General features: G+C 33.0%; 18 protein-coding genes. 9 read left to right on the forward strand and 9 right to left on the reverse strand.

The features are described 5' to 3' along the window. Positions 1-132: 132 nt before the first annotated feature. Complete coding sequence (locus Q0857_RS06170) at positions 133-1,047, reverse strand: helix-turn-helix transcriptional regulator (RefSeq protein WP_298533088.1); 915 nt, start codon at positions 1,045-1,047, stop codon at positions 133-135. Between the two features lie 92 nt (positions 1,048-1,139). Here Q0857_RS06170 and Q0857_RS06175 point away from each other — a divergent pair, with 92 nt between their 5' ends. Next, on the forward strand, positions 1,140-2,120 hold the full coding sequence (locus Q0857_RS06175) for a D-cysteine desulfhydrase family protein (protein ID WP_298533090.1): 981 nt from the start codon (positions 1,140-1,142) through the stop codon (positions 2,118-2,120). Between the two features lies 1 nt (position 2,121). On the opposite strand, the gene Q0857_RS06180 is transcribed toward Q0857_RS06175, so the two are convergent. Then, on the reverse strand, positions 2,122-3,453 hold the full coding sequence (locus Q0857_RS06180) for a tyrosine-type recombinase/integrase (protein ID WP_298533092.1): 1,332 nt from the start codon (positions 3,451-3,453) through the stop codon (positions 2,122-2,124). Between the two features lie 1,108 nt (positions 3,454-4,561). On the opposite strand from Q0857_RS06180, the gene Q0857_RS06185 reads away from it, so the two are divergent. The 3 genes from Q0857_RS06185 to Q0857_RS06195 are packed head-to-tail and all read left to right on the forward strand — an operon-like array spanning position 4,562 to position 10,978. Further along, the gene (locus Q0857_RS06185) at positions 4,562-7,633 is read left to right on the forward strand and encodes a TonB-dependent receptor (protein WP_298533093.1); all 3,072 of its coding nucleotides are present in this window, start codon (positions 4,562-4,564) and stop codon (positions 7,631-7,633) included. A gap of 10 nt (positions 7,634-7,643) precedes the next feature. Next, positions 7,644-9,365, forward strand: a complete 1,722-nt coding sequence (locus tag Q0857_RS06190; protein WP_298533094.1) for a RagB/SusD family nutrient uptake outer membrane protein — start codon at positions 7,644-7,646, stop codon at positions 9,363-9,365. Positions 9,366-9,376: 11 nt separating this feature from the next. Further along, entirely contained in the window at positions 9,377-10,978 is a 1,602-nt protein-coding gene (locus Q0857_RS06195) for a hypothetical protein (RefSeq protein ID WP_298533095.1), read from the forward strand. A gap of 338 nt (positions 10,979-11,316) precedes the next feature. Here the strand turns inward: Q0857_RS06195 and Q0857_RS06200 are convergent, their stop codons facing one another. Continuing rightward, the gene (locus tag Q0857_RS06200; RefSeq protein WP_298533096.1) at positions 11,317-12,903 is read right to left on the reverse strand and encodes a hypothetical protein; all 1,587 of its coding nucleotides are present in this window, start codon (positions 12,901-12,903) and stop codon (positions 11,317-11,319) included. A 515-nt stretch (positions 12,904-13,418) separates the two neighbouring features. Here Q0857_RS06200 and Q0857_RS06205 point away from each other — a divergent pair. After that, positions 13,419-14,627 carry a family 43 glycosylhydrolase gene (locus tag Q0857_RS06205; RefSeq protein WP_298533097.1) on the forward strand — a complete coding sequence of 403 codons (1,209 nt, stop codon included), beginning with the start codon at positions 13,419-13,421 and terminating at the stop codon, positions 14,625-14,627. 505 nt (positions 14,628-15,132) lie between these two features. Here the strand turns inward: Q0857_RS06205 and Q0857_RS06210 are convergent. Next, the gene (locus Q0857_RS06210) at positions 15,133-16,035 is read right to left on the reverse strand and encodes a DUF1080 domain-containing protein (protein WP_298533098.1); all 903 of its coding nucleotides are present in this window, start codon (positions 16,033-16,035) and stop codon (positions 15,133-15,135) included. A gap of 414 nt (positions 16,036-16,449) precedes the next feature. Here Q0857_RS06210 and Q0857_RS06215 point away from each other — a divergent pair, with 414 nt between their 5' ends. Continuing rightward, entirely contained in the window at positions 16,450-16,911 is a 462-nt protein-coding gene (locus tag Q0857_RS06215) for a VOC family protein (protein WP_298533099.1), read from the forward strand. A 298-nt stretch (positions 16,912-17,209) separates the two neighbouring features. Further along, positions 17,210-18,421 (forward strand): serine hydrolase, encoded by a 1,212-nt coding sequence (locus tag Q0857_RS06220; protein ID WP_298533100.1) that lies wholly within the window; start codon positions 17,210-17,212, stop codon positions 18,419-18,421. A 90-nt stretch (positions 18,422-18,511) separates the two neighbouring features. Here the strand turns inward: Q0857_RS06220 and Q0857_RS06225 are convergent, their stop codons facing one another. The 5 genes from Q0857_RS06225 to Q0857_RS06245 all read right to left on the reverse strand — a co-directional run bounded on the left by Q0857_RS06225 (position 18,512) and on the right by Q0857_RS06245 (position 21,446). After that, the gene (locus Q0857_RS06225; protein WP_298533101.1) at positions 18,512-18,994 is read right to left on the reverse strand and encodes a hypothetical protein; all 483 of its coding nucleotides are present in this window, start codon (positions 18,992-18,994) and stop codon (positions 18,512-18,514) included. A gap of 5 nt (positions 18,995-18,999) precedes the next feature. Next, positions 19,000-19,494 carry a glycine zipper family protein gene (locus tag Q0857_RS06230; RefSeq protein WP_298533102.1) on the reverse strand — a complete coding sequence of 165 codons (495 nt, stop codon included), beginning with the start codon at positions 19,492-19,494 and terminating at the stop codon, positions 19,000-19,002. A gap of 18 nt (positions 19,495-19,512) precedes the next feature. Beyond that, positions 19,513-19,998, reverse strand: a complete 486-nt coding sequence (locus Q0857_RS06235) for a hypothetical protein (RefSeq protein ID WP_298533103.1) — start codon at positions 19,996-19,998, stop codon at positions 19,513-19,515. 68 nt (positions 19,999-20,066) lie between these two features. Then, the gene (locus tag Q0857_RS06240) at positions 20,067-20,873 is read right to left on the reverse strand and encodes a hypothetical protein (protein WP_298533104.1); all 807 of its coding nucleotides are present in this window, start codon (positions 20,871-20,873) and stop codon (positions 20,067-20,069) included. An 18-nt stretch (positions 20,874-20,891) separates the two neighbouring features. After that, a complete protein-coding gene (locus Q0857_RS06245) occupies positions 20,892-21,446 on the reverse strand; it encodes a hypothetical protein (protein ID WP_298533105.1) in 555 nt (184 codons plus the stop codon). Between the two features lie 307 nt (positions 21,447-21,753). On the opposite strand from Q0857_RS06245, the gene Q0857_RS06250 reads away from it, so the two are divergent. Further along, the gene (locus Q0857_RS06250) at positions 21,754-22,698 is read left to right on the forward strand and encodes a helix-turn-helix domain-containing protein (protein WP_298533106.1); all 945 of its coding nucleotides are present in this window, start codon (positions 21,754-21,756) and stop codon (positions 22,696-22,698) included. Positions 22,699-22,839: 141 nt separating this feature from the next. After that, a partial coding sequence (locus tag Q0857_RS06255) for a hypothetical protein (protein WP_298533108.1) occupies positions 22,840-23,621 on the forward strand: 782 nt, incomplete at its 3' end.

A 23,621-nucleotide genomic window follows, 5' to 3' on the forward strand; every position in this document is an offset into this window, starting at 1 on the left:
TTGGTAGATTTTGGGTTAGTTTAATAAAGATGGTTAGAAATTCATGAATGAAGCACAATAAACTGTGTAAATTTTGCGTATTTGCTATGTGAACTTTATACACAATTCATAAATCCTATTGAGATTAGTTTATTAATTCACTTTATCAATAAGTTCTTGTCTGCTCGAACAGTTTGATTTGTTAAAGATGTTGGAGGCGTGTTTTCTAACTGTACCGTAGGATATAAACATGTTTTCGGCTATTTTTTTATAACTGAAGCCTTTTATTATCTGTAATACAATTTCATTTTCTCTGTTTGTAAGACCATATAAGTCTGCAATATCTTGATCCAATTTATAGGTGTTCTTTAATCGATATAAATAACTATTTACTTCCATAATGGTTACAAAAAGGAAAGAGGATGTCATTATTGAATGGGTTATAGGTTGAAAATCACCAAAATAAGTTAATGCGGGAAGCATAACTAAAGAGAATATTGAACTTAAGCCTAAATTGGTTTGGATTTTGAAATATCGCTCTCTTTTAGTTTTCTTTTTAATCACTAGAAAGAAATACACAATAAAAACTAAGGAAAGTATAGTTGGAAATATCAGGAATAAGCTTCTTGCAAAATTCAAGGAGTTTGTAAAATAGTATGGTACAATGAAAAGTAATATAAAACATGAAGAAAGAATAATAGTTAAATTCTTTATTTTGAAAAAAGGATTTGGTGTTTTTATATCAAATTCTTTATATAAATACCAAACCAGATATAAACACATTATAATAGAAATTGTGTATGTAATTACATATTGAATTATTCTTGGACCAGGAAAATCATCATAAGGAAGCAAACCATTTAAAACATTATACAATAGGAAAATAACAGCTAAAATTAGATAACGATACTTGGATTGAATGTTTTGACGCTTACCTAATCCAATATTAAAGAGTTGGAAAACAATAATGATTCCAATTGTTATGCACAAGAAAAGCACTACCCAATGCATAGAAGAAGCGTAGGTGTATTCTGGAACAAATCGATATTTTTGAATTAAGTAAAACATACAGGGGCATGTACAACAATACTTTAGCTTAAAATTACTAGAGTACTAAATATAGCTTATCTTAGTGTGAATTAAAAATTATAAACCGTAAAATGCTGAATAACAAGTATAAACTAGGTTTTTTCCCTACGCCCTTGGAGAAAATGGATAACTTATCTAAAGTCTATCCAAACTATAATTTGTATATAAAAAGAGATGATAACTCAGGTTTGGCATCTGGCGGAAACAAAGTAAGAAAGCTTCAGTTTTTTATTTATGAAGCTTTAAGCAAAGGTTGTGATACGGTCGTTACTGCTGGAGCACAACAATCTAATCATTGCCGACAAACGGCAGCAGCTTGTTCTAAAGCTGGATTGGAATGTCATTTGTTGTTAGGGGGTAACAAGCCTAAAAATTACAATGGTAATTTGTTGCTTTCCCATTTATTAGGAGCTAAAATTCATTTTACTGGAGATAATAGAAAAGGAGAGGATATAATCAAATTAAAACAAGATTTAGAAGCACAGACAAAGAATGTTTATGAAATTCCTTATGGTGGATCAAATTTGTTAGGAGCTTATGGTTTTGTCGATGCAGTTAAAGAATTAAAGAAACAACTTTTAAAAGAGAACTTAAAAATAGATTACATTTTTTTCGCATCAAGCTCTGGAGGTACACAAGCAGGATTAAGACTTGGTATTGATTTGTACGGATTAGATATTAAACTTATGGCAATTAGTATTGACAAAATTGGGTTAGAGGATGGAACTCTTGATGAAGCAGTTTTAAAAATATTACATCAAGGTCAAAAAGAATTGAATATCCAAAAAACGTACTCAATTAAAGATGCAACACTTATTAGAGATTACGATAAACCTGGTTATGGAGTAATTACTCAAAATGAAAAGATAGCCATAAAGCAATTGGCTCAAAGTGAAGGTGTATTGTTAGATCCTGTTTATTCTGGTAGAGCTTTTTACGGGATGATAGATCATCTTAAAAATAATAAGATAGAAAAAAACTCTAATGTTCTTTTTTGGCATACAGGTGGCTTACCGGCAAATTTTTATTATTCTGAAGAACTTTTAAAATAACTTAAAAGTTAATTACTTCCTCTAAAGCATCATCAGCCTCTTCATGGATAAAGTTAGCTTGATAGATTAAAGTCGTTTTTAAATCGCTATGTCTGTATAGTTTTTGAAGCATTCTAGGATGAATCTTATTACCAGCGATATTTCCAAAACTATGTCGAGCAATATGGTTAGAAAGGTTTTTGTCTATTTCACAGATTTCACCAATTCGCTTTAAATATTTATTAAGCAGTTTAGTCGCGTTTCTAGTTTTTCTAAACACATCTTCAGTATCAGATTCATTTACATCTTTTAGAAATGGGAAGATAAATCCATTGTTATCTTCTTTCTCTTTTTTATAATATTCTAATATAGCCTCTGCCTTTTCGGACACTTTAAGGCTTAGTGGTTTTTCATTCTTATTCATTACGTAGAACAAACGACCATCTTTAAAGTCTGACCATTTCAATTTTATCGCATCCGAAATTCTTATTCCAGCAAAGTAAAAAGTAAATAGCCATACGTTTTGAGTGTGCCATATTGAGGTGTCAGGTTCTAATTCTAAAAGTTCAATCTGCTCTACCTCATTTACAATCAGACCTATCTTATGACTGGAGCCAATCCGAATTTTTTCTTTTTCACCACCGAAAGGATAAAATTTGGAATCTACTATACCATTTTTAATAGCCTTATTAAAAAGAGTACGGATAAATATGAGTTGATTAGTTATGGTACGTGTTTTTTGTTCAAGATAGACCGCACAAAAATCTTTATACCTATCCAAAAAAGATTCATTTATATCTTGAAACTTTAGGGACTTATTCTTTTTAAAGTGTTCAACAGAATCCATAAAAGTATGCTCACCTTTTCTTCCTTTACTAACTCGTGTCTTTCTACGTTCTTTAATTTCGTTAATAACTACATTTTTTTCTTGTGAGTTATTATGGTTTAAAAATTCTTCTAAGTTGTATAAAATTGATAATTCAGATTTTGCAACTGAAAATACATCACGTTCATATTTGCTTTTAATTCTATCTGAGGCAACATTGAAAAATGATTTAGAACCACCAGCACCTTTTAATTTTAACTTGACCTGCTTTGGTGTGATTTTGTCTTTAGAATCATAGTAAACGTCATTTGCTTCAGTAAGTTTTTTTAGAAGATAGTTATTAAGTTTCTTGGCGTTTGGGTGTGTTTTTTTTACTCTTCCTGCATCTTTGTCCCAATCTTTTTCTAGCACATATTGTCCAAGCCATTTATAATTTGTCTTGTAATTTTCACTAATACGAATCGCAAGAGGGATAGTTTTATCTTTACGAATCATATTTTTCCGAAGTACTATTTTAATAATCGCCATAATCACTTAACTTTGAATATAAAGATAATCAATATTAAAATAGTAAGTACAGAATAAGTACAGAATAATTTGATTTTAATTGTGTTTAAATACTATCGTTTAAAATGTAAAGTACTGAATAACATAGGTTTTACTAGATAATGAAGTGTTTATTGTCTTGATACCTTTAAGCTCATAACCCGAAGGTCACTGGTTCGAGTCCAGTTCCCGCTACTAAGGAAGATAAGGGTTTCAAGAAATTGAAACCCTTTTTTTTATTCAAGATGATTAATACAAATACAATACTTTTATTTTTTTTTAAGGTTAATGTTTTAGAAATTTCTCCTTTCTTTCTCTCCAGTTCTAAAATCAATCTAATGGAGAGTTACTAGTTCTTACTATATTATTAGATTTCATATAGTTTATTTTTCAAATTACATTTTTAAAAAGGTCTAAATCTACCCCGATAGTATCTCCTTTTTATATCTCGTATGGTTAAATTCTTTAGCTTTTATTTCGCAAAGGAATTGTTATTATTCCATGAAGTTAGTCGATTTCTTTAATACCTTTCTTGGGCTAAATGCACACCTATATCTAAGTTTAAATCATACTTATTCTCCTTTATAATCTTAATTTTTTAGATGATTATTGTAATTATCTACTTTTTAAACTAAGTTTTAGTGTTGTTATAGACAAGCTATAAAAAAATAAATATGTGCTTTTGTTTTAAAAATAAGTTTACTGAACAAAAACTAAACATCCCCCTTATTCTAATGGACAAAATTACACTATTCATGCATCTATTATTCTTTTAAACTACCTTAAAACACTCAGATATTGGGAAATTAACTTTAACTGTATTATGGTAAATAAAACTGAAATATTAAAAGTTATTTATTAGAAAAGCTTGTTCATAAAATAAGCCCATAGGAGTTCATATTTTTGATGATTTGCGCTCAGGTAGCCAAATGGAGAAATGTTTGTTTAGTTTTTATTGAGCGGACCCTTTGTTATCATGATTTCTAATTTGATAGTTTTATAGCAGATTAATTAATAAAAACTAAATTTTAAACTTGTTTTAGTATCAAATTATCATTGATGCTAAATGCTAACTATCTAATTCATTATTATGAAAAGACAAAAACTAAAATTGATTAAGGCAAGCACCTTGCTTTTATTCCTAACCTTAGGAATAAGTTGGGTGGGTGCTCAAGAAACTATTTCGGGTGCGGTCACGGATGAACAAAAAATGCCTTTAGCAGGGGTATCTATTATTGTTGAAGGCACTAAGAATGGAGCGGTGACTGATTTTGATGGAAATTATTCCATTTCTGCGAATGTAGGGGAAACTTTATTATTCTCATATTTGGGTTTCAAAGATGTAAGACGTGTTGTTTCTGCGAATAACAAAACCATAAACCTATTTATGGTTGAAGATGCGGAAACTTTAAACGAAGTGGTGCTCGTAGGTTATGGAACACAAAAGAAAAAGGAAGTAACTGGTGCTGTAGCTAAGGTGGTTGCTGAGGATCTGATTGAAGCGCCCGTTTCTGATATCGGAGCCGCAATTCAGGGAAAAGTTGCGGGTGTTAATGTTCAGGCTGGTAGTGGGCGTCCTGGTGAGGCTGCGAACATACAAATTCGTGGATTAGTATCTATAAATGGAGGGGAACCACTGTATGTTGTAGATAATATTCCACAGGAGGGTAACCCAAATATTGCTCCAGAACAGATTGAATCTTTGGATATATTAAAGGATGGAGCCTCGGCATCTGTCTATGGGGTAAGAGCTGCTGGTGGTGTAATTTTAATTACTACTAAAAGAGGTAAAGCAGGTAAAATGCAGGTAGATTTTTCAACCTATTCTGGAATTCAAAATATTACTTCTGGAACACCTTTAATGAACACTAATGAACATTTGTATAATAGAGAAACAACTGCTGAAGCTGCTGGAGCTGAGCCAATTACATTTTTTCTAGATGCGAATGCCTTGGATTGGGATACTGATTTTATTGATGAAGTGACAAATAACAATGCTTTAATTCAGAATGTTACCCTCAATATTGCTGGAGGTGCAGAAAACTTAACTTTTAACTTTAATACTAACTATTTTAAACAGGATGGTGTAATAATTGACTCTGGTTTTGATCGATTAACGAATCGACTTACAGGGCAATTTACTAAAGGTAAGTTTAAGGCGTTTGCTTCTATGAACATGACTAATGAGAATAGAACACAGGAACCATGGAACTTTTATGATTATGCCGTAGGTCAGCTACCTCATAGTCCACCATTTAGTGCTATAGAAACAAATGGTGACACGGTAATATTGAATGTTGAAAATGAAGTTTTTTATAGCTTTCTTTCTAGACAATTAGATAATGTTGATGAGAGAGAAAACAATAGTTATGGACTTGCGCTTAATTTAGAATATGAACTTTTTGACGGTTTTAAATATAAACTTAATTTAGGGCGTAATCAGTTTACATACTTTAGAAAGTTTTTTCAGCCTCAATACTTAGCTTTAGATAGGAATGGTGATCTAAATGAGTCAGCGTCTGCTTTGAATGCACGCTTACAAGAAGATTACAATTTCTCTCAGAGAGAAACGATCGAGCATATTTTAAACTATAAAAAGTCATTTGGAAAACATAATTTCGACTTTTTGGCGGTGGCATCATACGAAAGATTTAAAAACCGTAGAGTAACCACAGCTGTAGAGTATGACGAAATAGCTTCAAATGATGTTCAAGTATTATCTGCAGGGGCAAATGGAATAAAACCAGTAGGACTAAATACAAATAATACCATTGCTGGAAAATTAGGAAGAATTCAATATAATTATGATGGTAAGTATTTAGTAACAGCTAGTTATAGAAGGGATGCTTCTTCAAGATTTCCTGAAACTAACAGGTATGCAGATTTTTATGGTTTCTCTGGGGGATGGAATGTAAGTGACGAAAATTGGTTTGATGTCGATGCTATTAGCAATTTGAAAATTCGAGGAAGTTGGGCTGAAACTGGATTTAATGGTATTGGGGATTATAGATTTATTCCCATTATTGAAACAGGTGTGAATTATCCTTTTGGTCCCGATGAAGCAGTTATTTTTGGTCAAACGCAAAGAAGATATACTAATGCAGACATTCAGTGGGAAACAACTATATCAAGAAATATTGGTTTTGAGTTAGGTCTCTTTAATAACAAATTAAACTTAGTTGCAGATTTTTATCGCAACGATAAAGAAGATATGTTAATTGACCAGCGTTTAGCCCCTTCTACAGGAACTTATCAGCCATTTGCAGAAAATAGCTATAATTCTATTCCTGTTAATGCTGGAAATATGGTTAATCAGGGTATTGAAATAGCATTGAGTTATAGAAATCAAATTGGTAAAGATTTTAAATATAGCCTTTCTGGAACGTTTACAACTAACGACAATGAGGTAACAGAATTAGATGGTATTACTAGAGGTTTTGCAAATGGTTTTGTGAGTAGAGAAGCGACCACATTTCTTGCAATAGGGCGTGAGGCCGGAGCCTTCTTCTTATACCAACATGACGGTGTTATTAAGAGCGAAGAAGAATTAGCAGAGTATAATATGCTAGATTTTTCAAGTGGGGCAGTAACTGCACCACAAGTGGGGGATATGCGTTATAAAGATACCGATAATGATGGTGATATTGACGACGAGGATAGAATCTATGCAGGTTCTGGTATTCCAGAATATGAGGCTGGTTTGAATGTGAATTTAGAATATAAAAATTGGGATTTAGCAACTCAACTTTATTATTCTAGTGGGGCAGAAGTGTATAATGGAGCTAAGAATATAGCCTATAATAGAGGGCGTCACTTAGATCAAACTTTTCAGTGGACACCGCAAAATCCGGATTCTAATATTCCGGTATTTAGGCAAACAGAAGGACACACCAATAATAGGGGAGCGTCGACTTACTTTTTAGAAGATGGTACCTACCTTAGAATTAGAACGCTTTCTATTGGTTACACTATCCCTGGGTTGCAAGACACTGGAATAGAGAAATTTAGAGTATATTTATCTTCATTAAACCCGGTGACATTTACTAAATATACAGGTTACGATCCCGAAGTTGGAGGAGATGGCCTATTTACAAGAGGAATAGATAATGGTAATTACCCAGTATCACGTCAGTTTTTACTTGGACTTCAATTAAGTTTCTAAAAAAAAAGTTATGAAAACAATAAATAATAATTTAATTAAGCTTACACTGCTTTTTGCTCTTGTTTTTACAGGCTGTAACGAAAGTGTACTTTTAGATGAGCAAAATCCAAATTTTATCACACCAGATACTTTTTGGAAAACCGAAAACCAATTCGAAGCTGCATTGGCAACCGTATATGGTGCTTTGCAGTATCGATCAATTAGCGGTGCAGAATTAGTACAAGAATTTGTTTTAGGTGATATTGGTGGTACAGAACCTTGGTATAGACCGTATGCTTTTAGAAATTTAGCGTTTAATGATGGAATCATTCATGTGGTAGATAAATGGGAAGAACTCTATGTGGGCATTTTTAGAGCCAACCAGGTTATTTCAAATCTTGAAGATATTGATGAAGATATTGTTTCTGATGAAGCAAAAGCCTTGATGGAAGGACAAGCACGGTTTTTAAGAGCATTCTTTTATTTTCAATTGGCACACACATATGGTGGAGGAATGATTCATACTGATGTGGCAGTATCCAGAGAAGATTTTAATAAGCCTTTTTCTAGTATTGAAGAAATCAGTAACACGATGATTATACCGGACTTAGAATTTGCAAAAGATAATTTACCACAGACATGGGATGGTAATGATATTGGTAGAGCTACTTGGGGAGCAGCTACAACTATGTTAGGTAAGGTATATTTATATAATAAAGAATGGAATCAAGCTGCATCTTTATTTAAAGAAGTTATTGATTCTGATGTTTATGCCCTTACAAGAGATATTACTGATAATTTTTGGCATGAAAATGAATTTAATGAAGAGTCTATTCTGGAGGTAAACTATTCTTTTGATCTTAATCCCGGAAACTCGGGGTTTCCAGTTGATGATACTCCATTTCAAACAGGCTCAGAATCTACAACGCTTTCTACGGAAATTGGACGTTTAGGGGTAGGAGGATTTAATACTGTTATTCCAACCTATAATCTACATGAAATGATGGTGTATGATGAGGTGGATCCTGATAATTCAGTTAATGATGATAATCTTCAGTCCAAAAGAATGTTTGGATCAATTGCTCCCATTGACGGTGAAGGATTATGGTATGGTGAACCATATGGTGCTGTTCCTGGATGGGGAGGTGGCCAAAGTGCTTATGTTAAGAAACATTCTAACTGGTACCATCTTTCTGCAGAGCCAGCAAACGGACGTGGTGGTATTAATTTTAGACATATTCGCTATGCAGATGTTTTATTAATGTATGCCGAAGCTATTATTAATGATCGTGGAGATTATATGACAGCTATGGAGTATGTTGATATGGTAAGAAGCCGTGCAGGAGTTTATACTTTACAACAATACATGGATATGAACGATGGCAAGTTTCCACAATTCCATATTAGCAAGCAAATACATGGAGATCATCCTTTAGTCATTCCAAGTTCAGAAACGGTTTTAACCCATATACAACGTGTTGAGAGAGCTTTGGAACTTTGTTTTGAAGGTCATAGATGGAAAGATTTAGTGCGTTGGGATATTGTAAAAGAAGTTTTTGATGAGCTCAATGAGGATGAAATTTGGCGTCGGGCGAATTTTGACTCAATCAGTGGTCCTGATCAAGATTTTATTATACCAGGATTTGCAAGACCAGATTTTGCTGTAGCAGCTAAAGTTTATGATCCTGCTCAACACAATTATTTCCCAATACCAAGTGCGGAAATACAGTCAAATGAGATTTTTAACGATTAAAAATTACTATTATGAAAAATTTTAAATATATAACTATGTTCTTTATAGCGACATTACTTTTTGTTGGCTGTGGAGAAGATCGGACGGTTGATACAGTTGATACTAATCACAGGATAATAGTGACTTCTGAAATGGATTATGAAAACACCATAGCTATTGCAGGACACATTGATTTTGGTGATATTTCTCGTGGTGTTGTTTCTAGAACTTGGACTTTACCAGAAAATAGCACTAGTATTCAGGGAGAAGATGGTAATACATCATCAAAAGATGTCATCAAAGGATTTTTTTATAAGCCTGGGGTGTATAATGTAACCTTAAATCAAACGTTTAGTGATAATGTTTACCCTAATGATGATAGTACTATGCCAATTAATGGTCGAGAATTAGATACGACCATTGTTGTAACAGTTCTGGATTCGATTAAATCTGTTTTAAAAATATATCATTTAAATGATGATGGTACTACTGGAGCGGAGTTAGTCCTTGCTGATAATGCAGAAAATGAGGTTACTGCTAGTAAAACACTTAGGCTTACCTATACGGCAACTGGTGAACCAGAAAGTGCTATTTGGACTTCAGAAGGAGGTAAACCTGATAGAATTCCGACCAAGGAAGATGAAAATGAAGTAGATATGAGATTCAATAAGTTGGGAACTTGGGATTTAGATTTTCTTGCAACAAGATTTCGACCTGAAGATGGAGACACACTTTCATTTAAAAGACTTATAAAGGTTATTCCTTCTACCGAGCCTGTTGTTTTAGAGCGTGTTTCTGAAAAGGATGATGGCAAAGTTGCTTTGGAATTTAGTAGAGAAATGGATGAGTCTACTGTAAATGCAGATGATTTTTCTGTAAGAATAGAAAATGATGGCAATATTATTAATCCATTAATTTTAGGAGCTACATTGGATCCAGATGAAGGTAATATTATATTACTTGAGTTAGATAATGAAAAACTATATTATGATGATGAAGTATTTGTAAGTTACACTCCAGGTAACCTTAGGACTGCCGATTTAGTTGACGCGACCGCAATTACTGACGCAGGTGGAGGTCCAATCGATTATAGAAGTGTTATTGATATATTTGCTACTATTGATTTTGATCCTAGTATGGAGGATTTCACTGCCGACGAAAGTTGGAACCCACTGGGTTGGGGTAGTCCTTGGGATAAATTTAATAGAAAGGTCAGTCGAGATTTAAGTCGTACTGGAGATAATAGTCTTTATGTGGAGTTTGAACCCTTTGGAGGAATGATTGTTGAGCGTGGAGATGATGAAGGAACTCCAATAACTATTCCTTATGAAAAAGGAAAAACCTATGAGTTAGGTTATTGGATGTATGTTGTGGAAGGTGTAGCTAATGTTCCAGGTAGTACTAAAGCTTCTGATATTAGACTTTATGCTTCTTCTTTTGCTTTTGAGCTTGTGCCTACTATTTTTAGTCCAACTACAACTACTGGGCAATGGGTTTATCAAAGTAAAATATTTAAAGCCTCTTTTTCAGATAGTGTAAGTCTACTTTTTAGAGGTTTTAATGAACATAATCCAGATACACTAAAGTTTTATATAGACGATTTTTCTCTTACGGAACTTCCGTTTAGACCTTAAAAATATAGTTTGAGTTTAATTTGAAAAGGGTCTGTCTTATTTTATGGCAGACTCTTTTTTTCGTCTTTATATTTAAGAATATGATACGTCCTAATGCGAGCAAATTTGATCAAGGAAAAAGTCAAGTAGAGATTATTGAATTTTTCTTTTTAATTGCATAATTTATTGGTGTCTGGAATACTAACTGAAAGTTAAAACATCAAGACACTAATATCGAGTTTGATGCCGAAGATGAGTGCTGAATATTGGGTGTCAACCATGGAGCGCCATCAAATAATTAGGGCTACAGTCTTAAAGTGATTATCTGAGAAACAAACCAGTATAAGGGATAATGTCTTTTATATCGTTGCCATAAAGTCTACAAGATTCATTCCTTTTTGTAGTTTTAGTTTTTTTCTTAATCTGTAGCGGGATGTATGGGTGCTTTCAATCGTGATGCCGAGTAATGACGCCATTTCTTTACTAGAAAAACCTAGTTTAACCAGTGCGCATAGTTTTAAATCTGTTTGGCCTAAATCGGGATATTTCTTTCTAATTTTATTATAAAAATTTTGATTTACAGAGGTAAATCTGGCTTCAAATTCTTCCCAATTGCCACCAGGAGAATTTTGAAAACCACTAATCATACTATGGATTGCCCGTTCATCTACACCATCACTTTTAGAAATACTTTCTTTAAGTTTAACTATAAATTCTTCTTTTTCGATTAATTGTAATGCAGAAGCTGTGAGTTCTCTGTTTTTAAGTTTCATGACTTCATTCGTCTTTTCTTTTTCCAACCTATGTTTTCTTCTTAAGTTTCTAAAAAAAAGAATGCCATACATTAATAGAAAAACTAAAACCACAGCCATTAAAATGTTCTGTAAAAAACCAATTCTTTTTTGATCTTCTAGTTTCTCAATTTGTGCTTCCTTGAGTAGTGCTTTTTCCTTTTCTTTCTGTAGTCTATATCGGTCTTTTATTTCAAAAAGATGTTTGTTATTCTTGCTCCTTCTTCCAAATATTTTTTCATTTAATTCTTGAGCCTTGTTTTTATAATGAAGAGCCTCTTGGTAGTCACCTTTATTAAAATATAGTTCATATAATTTTTCATAATTAAATTGTGTATATCCCAAATGTTGATTGTACATTTTTGAAAATCTAAGAGATTCTTTATAATGCTTGGCACTTTCTTCTACATTACCTTTTAATTTATAAACCTCTGCAATTAGAAAGTAGATTACGGTTAAGTATGATGGGTTTTCCCTCTGAAAAAAAGTCTTGGCTTCGCTTAATTCGTTCAGGGCTTTATCGTAATTCCCACCAACAACCGCATTGTAATAGGCTTTCTCCGATTCTACGTAATATGATTTTTCATTTGAATTTATTTTATTTAGAGAAATCTGACAACTATCTAGGTAGACTTTTGTCATTATTAAATCATTATTTACGCGATAGCAATTGACCAAAGCAAAATAGTTACTTACTAAATACCCCATGCCTATTTTCTTTTGCTCAACTAATTTTTTCTTGAGTTTAAGGGACCTGTTGAAATAATTTAAAGATTCTTCTTCTCTTCTATAAGAATTATATAACCACCCCAACTCTTGGTAGATTCTGGCTTTTGAAACATCATCGTTTGATAAATCAGCAAGAATTAAAGCATTCCAATATCCATCGTACGATTTTCCGTAATCTAGCACGTTATCATACAATGCCGAAAGATGGCATAAACTATTAATAAGGTTTATTGTGTCTTTTTCTTTGGTATAATGATCAATTCCTTTCTTTAGATAATAAATAGCACTATCTAAATTTTTAGCTGTTAGTAGTTCTGCTTTGTCAATATATTTGTTGGTACTATAAGGTTCTTGTGCATTGGTATTCAGGCACATTAATAAAATAATAGATTCAAACAGTTTTTGCAAAATAAAACTCTTCTTCATTTCCTATAAATTTTGTTTAAATAGCTTTTGTACTAGACATCGTACATTTTAATACTGAACAAGCTACAAAGTATTTAAAACATTACCAAAATTATATTTGATTAGTTCTGATCTATTGAAATATAGGAAGATTTTCAAAATGTTCAGTTTTTATTCATTTTTAAAATCAGGTATTTTGCGGTTAATAATTCATATTTGCTAATATATTAATGTTATAATTTGGAATATGGTAATTTAAGTTTTGTTTTTTATTTAAAAAGAAAAAGATTAGGAGTTTGTTAATATTTTTGATAAAAACAAAGAAGTGAGTTTTGAAAAGAATAATGGTAAATAACTCATCAAGAAATATTCATTAAGATATGATACAAATTAAATATTATGTGTTGTCGAATTATTAATGAGTAATAGATTTATGCAAAAGAGCTAAACAAATAAATATGAAGGGCTGAATTCTGTTGATTTTGCTTCTCATTAAAAATTAAAAATTAAAAATAATAATTAAAATGGTTTTAAAAATGAAAATATTCTTGCAACTATGCTTAGTAGCGTTTCTGGTTTCGTGTAATTCTGACACCAAAGTTAGTTCATCTAGTAATGTTGAAACTTCGGAGTCTCCGGAGATTAGTCAAGAACAAATAGATCACTTAGGTATAACAGATGTGAACTACCTTAGTGCGGCTTCAAAAAGAGCTCTTAAGTGGCCAACAGATTTGGGTAATGATTGGTTTATTGAATTTGATAATCTAAAACCATTAAAAGGTGATTTAGCTTATGAAGAAGGTGTTGTGCGTAGAGATCCTAGTGCTATGATAAAAGAAAATGGTAAATACTATGTATGGTATTCTAAAAGTACTGGAGTTTGTCAAGGTTTTGGTGGTGATGTAGAAAATGAAAAAGTATTCCCATGGGATCGTTGCGATATTTGGTATGCCACATCAGAAGATGGTGAAACATGGAAAGAGGAAGGTTTAGCTGTTGGAAGAGGAGAGAAAGGAGAGTATGATGATAGATCTGTTTTTACAGTTGAAATAATGAAATACGATGACAAATATTATTTGTGCTACCAGACTGTGAAGTCACCTTATACGGTACGGGTAAAGAATCAAATTGGATTAGCTTGGTCTAATTCACCAGATGGGCCTTGGATAAAGAGTAAAGAACCTATACTTAAGCCTGCCGACAATGGTATTTGGAAGGGAGATAAACAAGATAGGTTTGCCGTTGAAAAGAAAGGTGATTTTGATAGTCATAAGGTTCATGATCCTTGTATAATCCCATATAAAGGTAAATTTTATCTTTACTATAAAGGAGAACAAATGGGTGAGAAAATCACTTTTGGGGGTAGACAAATACGTCATGGTGTTGCCATAGCAGATAAGCCGGAAGGCCCTTATGTTAAGTCAAAATATAATCCTATTAGTAATAGTGGACATGAAATTTGTGTATGGCCATATAATGGTGGTATTGCTGCTCTTATTACAACTGATGGTCCGGAAAAAAACACTATCCAATGGGCTCCAGATGGAATAAACTTTGAAATCATGTCTGTAATTCCTGGAGTGACTGCTCATGCTATAGGCCTTAATAGAGATGCAGATAACGAAAAAGATCCTACTGAAATTTTGCGATGGGGATTATCTCATGTATACAATAGTTGGAACTACCAGAGTATAATGAGTTATACCTCGAAAAGAAAGGTGGAGCACCGAGCCAAAGGAGAATAACTTAAAAATTGAATTGGTTAATAGAAGAGAGAGGCAGTGTCTGAAATAGGGTACTGCCTCTTTTGGTATTCTTTAGATTTTATAATTAATGACTTATGCTGATACATTTAATGTTATAGCAAAATTTTGATTGGATTAATGAATGGGTGCTTCCATTTAAATAGAATTTACATTTAAGGTTTGTATTCGCCAAAACGTAGAATTGTTGGTGTAACTAAAGAGGTGTTTCTCTTTTATTATCGATGTTTTCGTTTATTAGAGGAAGAACAAAAATGGTCTTATTCTTTCTTTTTTAAAACCGTTTTTTAATTATAAACAACAGTGGTTTATTAATATTTATTGGGTTGTATATGACTAGAAGAAGCTCACAGTCTTATAATGTAAGGGAAAATAAAGTAAATAAAGTAAGAGGCATAGTCGTAAGTCAACCATGCCTCAAACAACAACAACAAACTAAACTAAATCTATTACTATATTTAAATGATATTTTTATGACTTTTAAGATTTAAAACAATTTTTGCTGTTCTTGAGTAAGCGAATCTATTTCTCGAATTTTGATATCTTTGAAAAATATTTCGGCAGCTTCACTTTGCAGTTGAATTTTCCCTTTTGTAAGAGGAATGTCTTTACCGTTTTCATCAATATATCTCGAGTTTCTTAAAATCATAACAACTTCTCCGTTTACTATATGCAGACTTTTGTCTTCAAAACAGTATAGGTCAAGTGTATTCCATTCATCTTCTGCATTCTCATAGTTACCACTTCGTAAGCAGTAATTTCTATATGGGCTATCCATACTTAAAGTAATAAAATCCTGAGATTCATGTGCCAAAGGATCTAAAACAGATTCTGGTTTATAGGCCCGTATGTCTATTGCCGAATTTGCCTGACTCCAAAAATCACCAGTGTGCCCCTCCATAATTTGAAATTCTTGAGAAAGCATCCAAGATCTCCAATATTCTACTGCCATAGGTCCAACAGAGTGGTATAGGATTCCTGAGTCTTTCAGTAAATCTTTTCTATAAGCCCATTTTTTATCTCCCCACTTGTATTTTAGCTGAAAATGATAATTTGAGTATTCTTTTTTAGTAATTAAGCAACCGTAATATTCTCCAGTGTTCTTAATTATGGTATTGCCGTTTTCTTGAAAAGTTGTAAAAACGTTATATGAGGTATTGTTTAAGCCAATTGGAGGGATTACTTTTCCTTGTTCATCTTTTGGTGCAGAACCGTCATAACCAGGTTGGTGTTTATAACTTAGGTAGTTGTCCCAATTGCTTAAATCGGAATCGATTAACTCCTCCCAGTTATATACTTCATCATTATTTTGTGTTTTCTCATTTTTAGTTTGAGAACAAGAAATTAGAACTAAAAGAATTAGGGGTAAAATAATCTTGTAAAATTTCATAATTAATATGTTTTGGTTTTAAAAAGGGTTTCTTTGAATTTTTATTTAAATTCAATAGTAATTTTCTAGTATCTGAAGGTGATTAAGTCAAGCAAAAAATAAAATATGCTTAATTAAAAATCGGTTTCAAGTAATATTACAAAATAATACATTTTTCATTGGCTTTTGTAAGCAGCTTAAATAAAATGTCTAGTTTTTATTTAGGTAGTAGTAGGTTGATTTATAATGAGTTGGATTGTTTTATTATGTGTGTTCAGTTTTTATTGAGGAATTTTCAACCGCTAGTAAACATAAAATATTTTAGATTCGTGGAAACAACATTATTATATGAAAACTAAAACAAGTAAGACCAAAAAAGAAATGAACAAAAAATTCAATTTTATTTTGAAATGCAGCTTCATTGCCGTATTTCTAATGGCAGGTACAATCAGTAGTTTTGCCCAGAGCGAAGATGCAGTAGTTGCGAACAAGGAAAGTAAACAACAGGCAAAGGTAACCGGTTTAAGGTATTTGTGTGTGCATGTTCTTGACCTTGAGAGGAGTATGAAGTTATATCGCGAGATTCTTGGTTTTAAATTATCTGAAGCAGAGGTTCTTCATGGGCCTGGACTTGAAGGAATGTTGGTAATGAAATTAAAGACAGATGATTTAACTATTGGTCTTTCTGTTACAGCTCCAGAATTTATGCATACAATTGGGCCAGTTGGAAATACCAATCATAACCATTTTATGTTAAAAGTGAACGATATTAAAACGATTGGAGATAAACTAAAAGAAGAAGGGTATGCATTAGAAAATGAGAATTACGCCCGTGATAAATATACATTTTTTGTAGGACCTAATGGAGAGATTATTGGTCTCTCTTCATGGGATTAATATTTATAGAATTCATTTTTACCTAAAGATCTTAGTTATTGATGAGTTTTAAAAACTTTTAGAGTAATAAACGTTCAATTAAGAAAAGGTTTCAAGCAATTGAAACCTTTTCTTTTTAACGGGAGTATACTCAATAGGAGTTTGTTTTAAAATTAAGATTGCTAAAACTCAAGGTTTCAGGTTTAATTTTTACTACAAACAAAAAATGTCTTAATAAAATCATAAAGTTTGAATGAAATGTAATTATTGAAGAGCGGTATTTTGAATATATTAGAATGATTATTACCTTGGCCCAAACATGTCTGCCCTATATCATTTGAAAAAGTATTTTAAAGAAATATTAGTTGTCCTTACTATTGCTTTATGTGCTTTTTTCTTTGTTTCTAATTCTTTAGTAATAAAGGAAAAGGAAGTAGTTTCTAAAACTTTAAATGTAAATCAACTTAAAGAAGAATCACCAATTTTAATCGAGAGGTATCCCGAAGCGAGTACAAAGAAAGTACGTCTTAAATTGGATTCCTTGTTGAAGCGTATTAATAAAAGACATGATTTTCATGGGGCATTATTAGTTGCGAAAAATGAAAAGGTATTATACCATAACCAAGTTGGTTTAGCTGATTTTCAAAAGAAAATTCCGTTAACTAAAGAATCTGTGTTTCAGCTAGCTTCAGTAAGCAAACAATTTACCGCAGCTGCTATTATGTTATTACATGAAAGGGAAAAAATTAGGCTATCAGATACTATCAATACTTATTTTCCCGACTTCCCTTACGAAAATGTGACTATACAAAACCTTTTAAATCATACCGGTGGATTACCGAAGTATTTTTGGCTTGCAGAGCATAAATGGCATCAGAGTTGGGCACCTAGAAATAGTGAAATGATGGCATTGCTTGAATCAAGTAATGTGCAGCGGTTTTACAGACCAGGTCAGAAATTCGATTATTCCAATACAGGTTATTTTGTTTTGGCTTCAATCGTGGAAAAAGTTACGGGTTCCACTTTTGCAACTTTTGTAAGAAGTAACATTTTTGAGCCGCTTCAAATGAATGATTCATATGTATACAGTTTTGAAAATGACAGTATAAAAGAAAATCAATTAGTAGGGTATAGGCTATATAGAGGAAGCAGGCATCTAAAAATCGGTAGTACGGTAAATGATGCTATTGTGGGAGATAAAAACGTATATACCACCATTGAGGATTTGTTTAAATGGACCATTGGGTTGAATACTGGAAGATTACTGACTAAAGAATCATTAAATCTTATGTATTCAAAAGGGGAAACTATTTACGGAAAGGAAATACCATATGGTTTCGGGTTTAGAATTGATACTAATAAACAAAAAAGTATATATCATCATGGTAGATGGAATGGTTTTAGCACGGGGCTTACGAAATACTTGGATGACGATTTGGTTGTTATTGTTTTGGAGCATACAAGTTTTAATTCAATGAAAGCTCTTAATAAAACAATAAAGGGTATCGTAGTTGATAATCTTAAGGTTTAACACTCAAGTATTCCAAAGGTTTCAGATTGTTTCAATATTATTAATTACTGAAAATCATTTTGCTTTTTTGCTTTTCGCCAAGATAAGGGACTAATATTCAGGATCTAATTCACCTATTAAAGGTATGCTCTCCATTATTTTAACTCTTACTGCAGCTAATAAATAGGTTTCAAGCTGGTAAAACTGGGCAGCAACTTTTGGTCCAGATGCTTTTTTTACTTTTGTAGTATACTTATTAATTAGTTTTTCAATATTTTTTGATTGTGTTTGTGTATCTTTAAGTAATTCATTGATTTTATCATCTGTAAGGGTGTCATAGGACTTGGCATAATCTTCAATTAGTTGTAGTCTAACTTTCCCTAAGGTCATACGCTTGCTTTCGTAGTCCTTGTAGATTGGCCAGAATTCGTCATTAACATCCCCCAAAAGATTGATGAGCATTTCTGTTTTTTCCAATCCGAATAATTCTTGAATTAAATTAATTTCATGGTCTGAGCTTTGTCCATAACTATTAAAGTTTGTGGAAAACAAAACGGTAAATATTAATATTACTTTTATTAAGTTTCTATGCATGTTTTTTACTTTATAGTGTATCCTTTACCTTCCATACAAACGGAAAAAGCTTTTTTGTAATCATCCTCCAATTCTTTAGATTTATTTGCAGCCGCGTTATTGTTGGCTTGCTGTTGCTGAGCATCTTTAGCTTTTTTAGCTCGTCGCCCTCTTACACCACCTATAATAGCCCCTATGGCTGCGCCGTCACCGGCATCACCTGCAATGGCTCCAATGGCCGCGCCACCAGCAGCTCCAACAGCAGCACCTTTTATAGCAGCTCCGTCTGGAGATGTGTCTACTTCGGCAGCAGTTACAGTTGGTGGATTTAAAGGGTCATAGTCTGTTTGTTGAATGGCCCATTTGTAGCAAGCAGCTTCGTCGGCATCCTGAGTAGCTTGGTCTTGGTCATTGCTAGGAAAAATATACATGCCTAAACTTTTAGCGATACTTTGTGCTTTGGTTTGCTGGATACAACAAAATACTAAAGCCATTAATACTATTAAATTTATTTTTTTCATTTAATGATGTTTTAGTTATTAAAAAAATGAGTAGCCTAATTGTTCTAAAGCATCTGCTTCATTGTAAAAGGAGTAACTTTTGGTGATTTTCCCATCCTTTATTTGATAGACCGTATTTGCCCAAATAGTCACATTACTTTTATCACTCTTATAAATAATATTCAACTCCGCCCAATTTGAAACCCATTCACCTTCGTTCTCACCAGAGTCTATTACTACTGTAGCGTTTCTAGTTTTTTTGTATTCTATACTTTCATACAAGTTTTCAACATTATTTTTCCAATTAACTACGGCATTTTTCTTATTTATTGAATCGTTGATAGACGGTCCATAACCTATGTAGGCTTCATCTAAAATAGACTCCATAACATCATAATTTAAGTCTTCAACAGATTGCACATATTTTTCAATTAAATCAAGATTTGCTTCCCTGTTTTTTTCAGTATCATCACATCCAACAATAAAAATGGATAGAATAAATAGTATTAATATTGATTTTTTCATAGGATTTAATTTTAATGATGTTGTCCTTAGTAAATATATAAAAAAGAGCGCTTTAATCTGCAGTAATCTTATTTTTTAGGAAACAGTAATTGTACTTGAATTCTAGCCTGCCAGTCTCCCCATCCATCAGGTCTTACTACGTTATTGTATATTTGGGCATTAATATTAATAGGTTGCTTACCAAGTTTAAAAACTTTTCCCGCCCCGGCACCAAACGGAACAATCCACTGCTGACTACTTGCCGCGTTCCAATTAGCAGTCAAAATTGGTGCAGATACCACATACCAAGCTTTAGGAAGATTGTAGTTTACAAAATACTGAAATAAAAATTTATTCTCTTTAATATCTCCAAAGGTCCAAATATTATTGATGACAAAACCAGCTACCCACTGCCCTTTGGTCGTAAGTGCAACAGCCGATGGGCCAACACCAAATTCACCACTACCGTAAATATCTTTGGATGCCGTAGGAATTTGAAATGCAGGTCCTATACCCCAAGTTATTTTAGATGCTTTTGTGGGCGATAACCATGCTGTATAGTTTACATCTCCCAAACCAGTTGACGAGCTTGTACCATTATTACCATAGGGTTGAGTAATTACAGGAATAATGACTCTGTTTATTAAGTTGATGCCTTCTGTTAAGCTCATGGGAATAACAGGTTGTATATTTAATACGTTGTGTGCACGCTCATCAGGACCTACATTAAACGTGGTATTGTTTTGAAAAGGAAGGCTATACATAGCCGCTAGTGGGTTTTGCGTGGCCTTAGCGAGTTTGGCTTCTTCTGAAAGCTCTGCATTTTTATCGTCTTGAGCTATTAGTATTGAAGACCCTAAAATGAGTAAGCTTAATGTAAGTAGTTTTGTTGTCATAAGTTAATTGTTAAAAGGTTAAAATCGTTTACCAACACCCAATGCAAAGGTAAGTACATTTATGTGTCCATCTTTTAAATCATATATAAGTTCTGGTGAAAAATCCCAATGATTACCTAATTCAAATTCAGAGCCTGCACCAACTCTAAAAACAACAAAGTTTTTTTGTGGCGAAAACTCTATTCCTGGCCCTAAAATAAAGGTGAAGTGTGTTCGGTCCCAAGGACTGAACAAAACAGGAAGAGCCAAAATGAAGGGGTAACTTCTTTCTATCAAGGGTCCGCTATTTTCAGATTTGTTTTCAACCAGATACTCGGCAAATTCAATATCGTTTTTAAGGGCTAAACCCCATTTGTGATTAAACCAATATTGAATGTCTAAGCCTAAAGTTGGAATGAGCAGGAAACTAGAAGTTTCTGTTTTGGCCTCTGGACTAAAGGCGTGGCCTAGAAGCGCGGCAATTCTAAAATGTTTAAAATTGTGATGTTCATCTTCATGATGGTCTTGACCATAACTTATATTATAAATTACTAATAGTGTAAATGTAATTGTGAAATGAAGATTTATTCTCATTATAATTTATGGCGTTTTTAGTTTAAAAAAGGACTCTTAATAATTGGAGCGATTTGTAACCTAACATTCCAGACATTACCTTAGTTACCTGGTCTTACAATACTGTATTGAGGTTCAAGTCTCATTTTTACAGGTGTTTTTCCCAGGAGTACTGTTTGAGTATTATAACCAAGGCCTATGGGTATTGTTATTCCGTCTTTAAATCCTTTTGTCCATTGAATTCGAGGGATTGGATTAATTGTTAGTGATTCTCACAAATTTAAAGTGAAATATTTTTAATTATATCAAAAAACCGCAATTTTATCAAATGATAAAAGAATCTAAACCAATTGTTTTTTCGTTTTCAGATATTACACTGTTTCATTTTGTTAATATCGTAAGGCAATGGGATTTGCAATTTTTACAATTAGAACCAGGGGTGTTTAGTGTAGATTTGAAACAGTTTATTTCTCAAGATTTTCAGTTAGGTTATGGAAAGTTTAATAGAAAAGTAAAACAAGAAGGGTTTTCACCAAAGGGGATATGGACGTTTGCATTTGTGAATGCCGTAAATCTATATTGGAGGAATTTTAAGGTATATCTCAATTCGGTAATAATTTATGCTCCAGGTTCAGAAATAAATGCGGTAAGTGATGCAGGTTTTGAGGTAATGACCATCTCAATTCCGGATGCCTATTTGTTTAAGATAGCAAAACGTGAAAACCATCTGGCTCGCTATAGTGTTTTAAAAACTATTAGTTTATTAAGTGGTGAGCACCCGCTTTGGCAGGAGCTAAGGGCGTCTATTTTATTAGAAATTAATCGTCGTTCAATAAAACTCGAAGAAAAGTCTAACGATGCGTATCTGGAAGTTTTTACCTTAAAGCTTTTGGAATTAATTACCCATTTTAGAATTAGTAATGATGAAGTGAGCAGCGTTAAACGCTTAAATTTATTAAAAAAAGCGGAGGCATATATTTTGAAGAATATTACAGAGCCTGTCACTGTAACAAGATTGGCTTTATACTTGGGTGTTAGTGAAAGAACGTTGCTTTATGCCTTTAGAAATAGATTTGGAATGGGACCTAAAGCGTATATGAAATTTTTGAAACTCAATCATTTACATGTCCGGTTGCATGAACAAAAAAGTAAGGCTTCTATTGCTAGTATTGCAAGAGATAGCGGGTTTTGGCATATGGGGCAATTATATAAAGACTATAAAAAGTTTTTTGGAGAACTGCCGTCAGAAACGCTTAATGGTAATTTCAAGTGAAGGAAATAGAGGTGTGTACTGTATGTAAAATTCCTCTTATCCAACCTTATTTTTATGCTTAGGTAATTTTTTATTTTTTTTAACTATTCATATTGTTATTTTGTTTAACTTTATGAAATAAAAATTAAACAACATTAAATCATGAAACAAAATTATTTTTTTAGAAATTATGGCTTTTTGAATCTAACCATAGTCTTAGTAATATTCACGTGTCTAGGTTTAGTGGGTATAAATGATTTGAACGCTCAGTGCACGGCTGATGCGGGTACTTTGACTGCCAATATTACTCCGGTACAACTGGCTGGAGGTAGCGTAATTATTAGTGCAACGGAAAACGCTACACCTACGGTGCCGGGGGATTATGAAATAGGCTATGTGTTAACTTCTGGACCAACCTTAATAATTCAAGATGCAAGCTTAACACCATCGTTTGAGATAACTACTGCTGGTGATTATACAATACATGCTATGGTTGCTGAGATTAATGACCCTTTGGATCCTAATTTTTTGGATTTAAGTGGTGTAATTCCAGGAACAACTACGGGTGCTGATATTCTCAATCTTATTACTACAAGCGGTGTATGTGCATCACTTGATGTAACAGGGGCACCTATAGTTGTGGAGTCATGTACAGCGGCCGCAGGTACTTTAGCGGCAGATGTTACACCGGTTCAATTAGCCGGGGGTAGCGTAACAATAAGTGCAACAGAAGATACAGCGCCAACAGTACCTACGAATTATGAGGTTGCCTATGTACTAACTTCAGGGCCAACCTTAATTATAGAGCAGACAGGAGGAAGTCCATCATTTGATGTTACAAGCGCAGGTGATTATACGATTCATACTTTGGTTGCGGAGTTAAGTGATTCTACGGATCCGAACTATTTAGATTTAAGTGTAGTTGTACCAGGAACAACCACTGG

The sequence above is a fragment of the uncultured Algibacter sp. genome (genome assembly GCF_947495925.1).
Lineage (GTDB): Bacteria > Bacteroidota > Bacteroidia > Flavobacteriales > Flavobacteriaceae > Algibacter_E.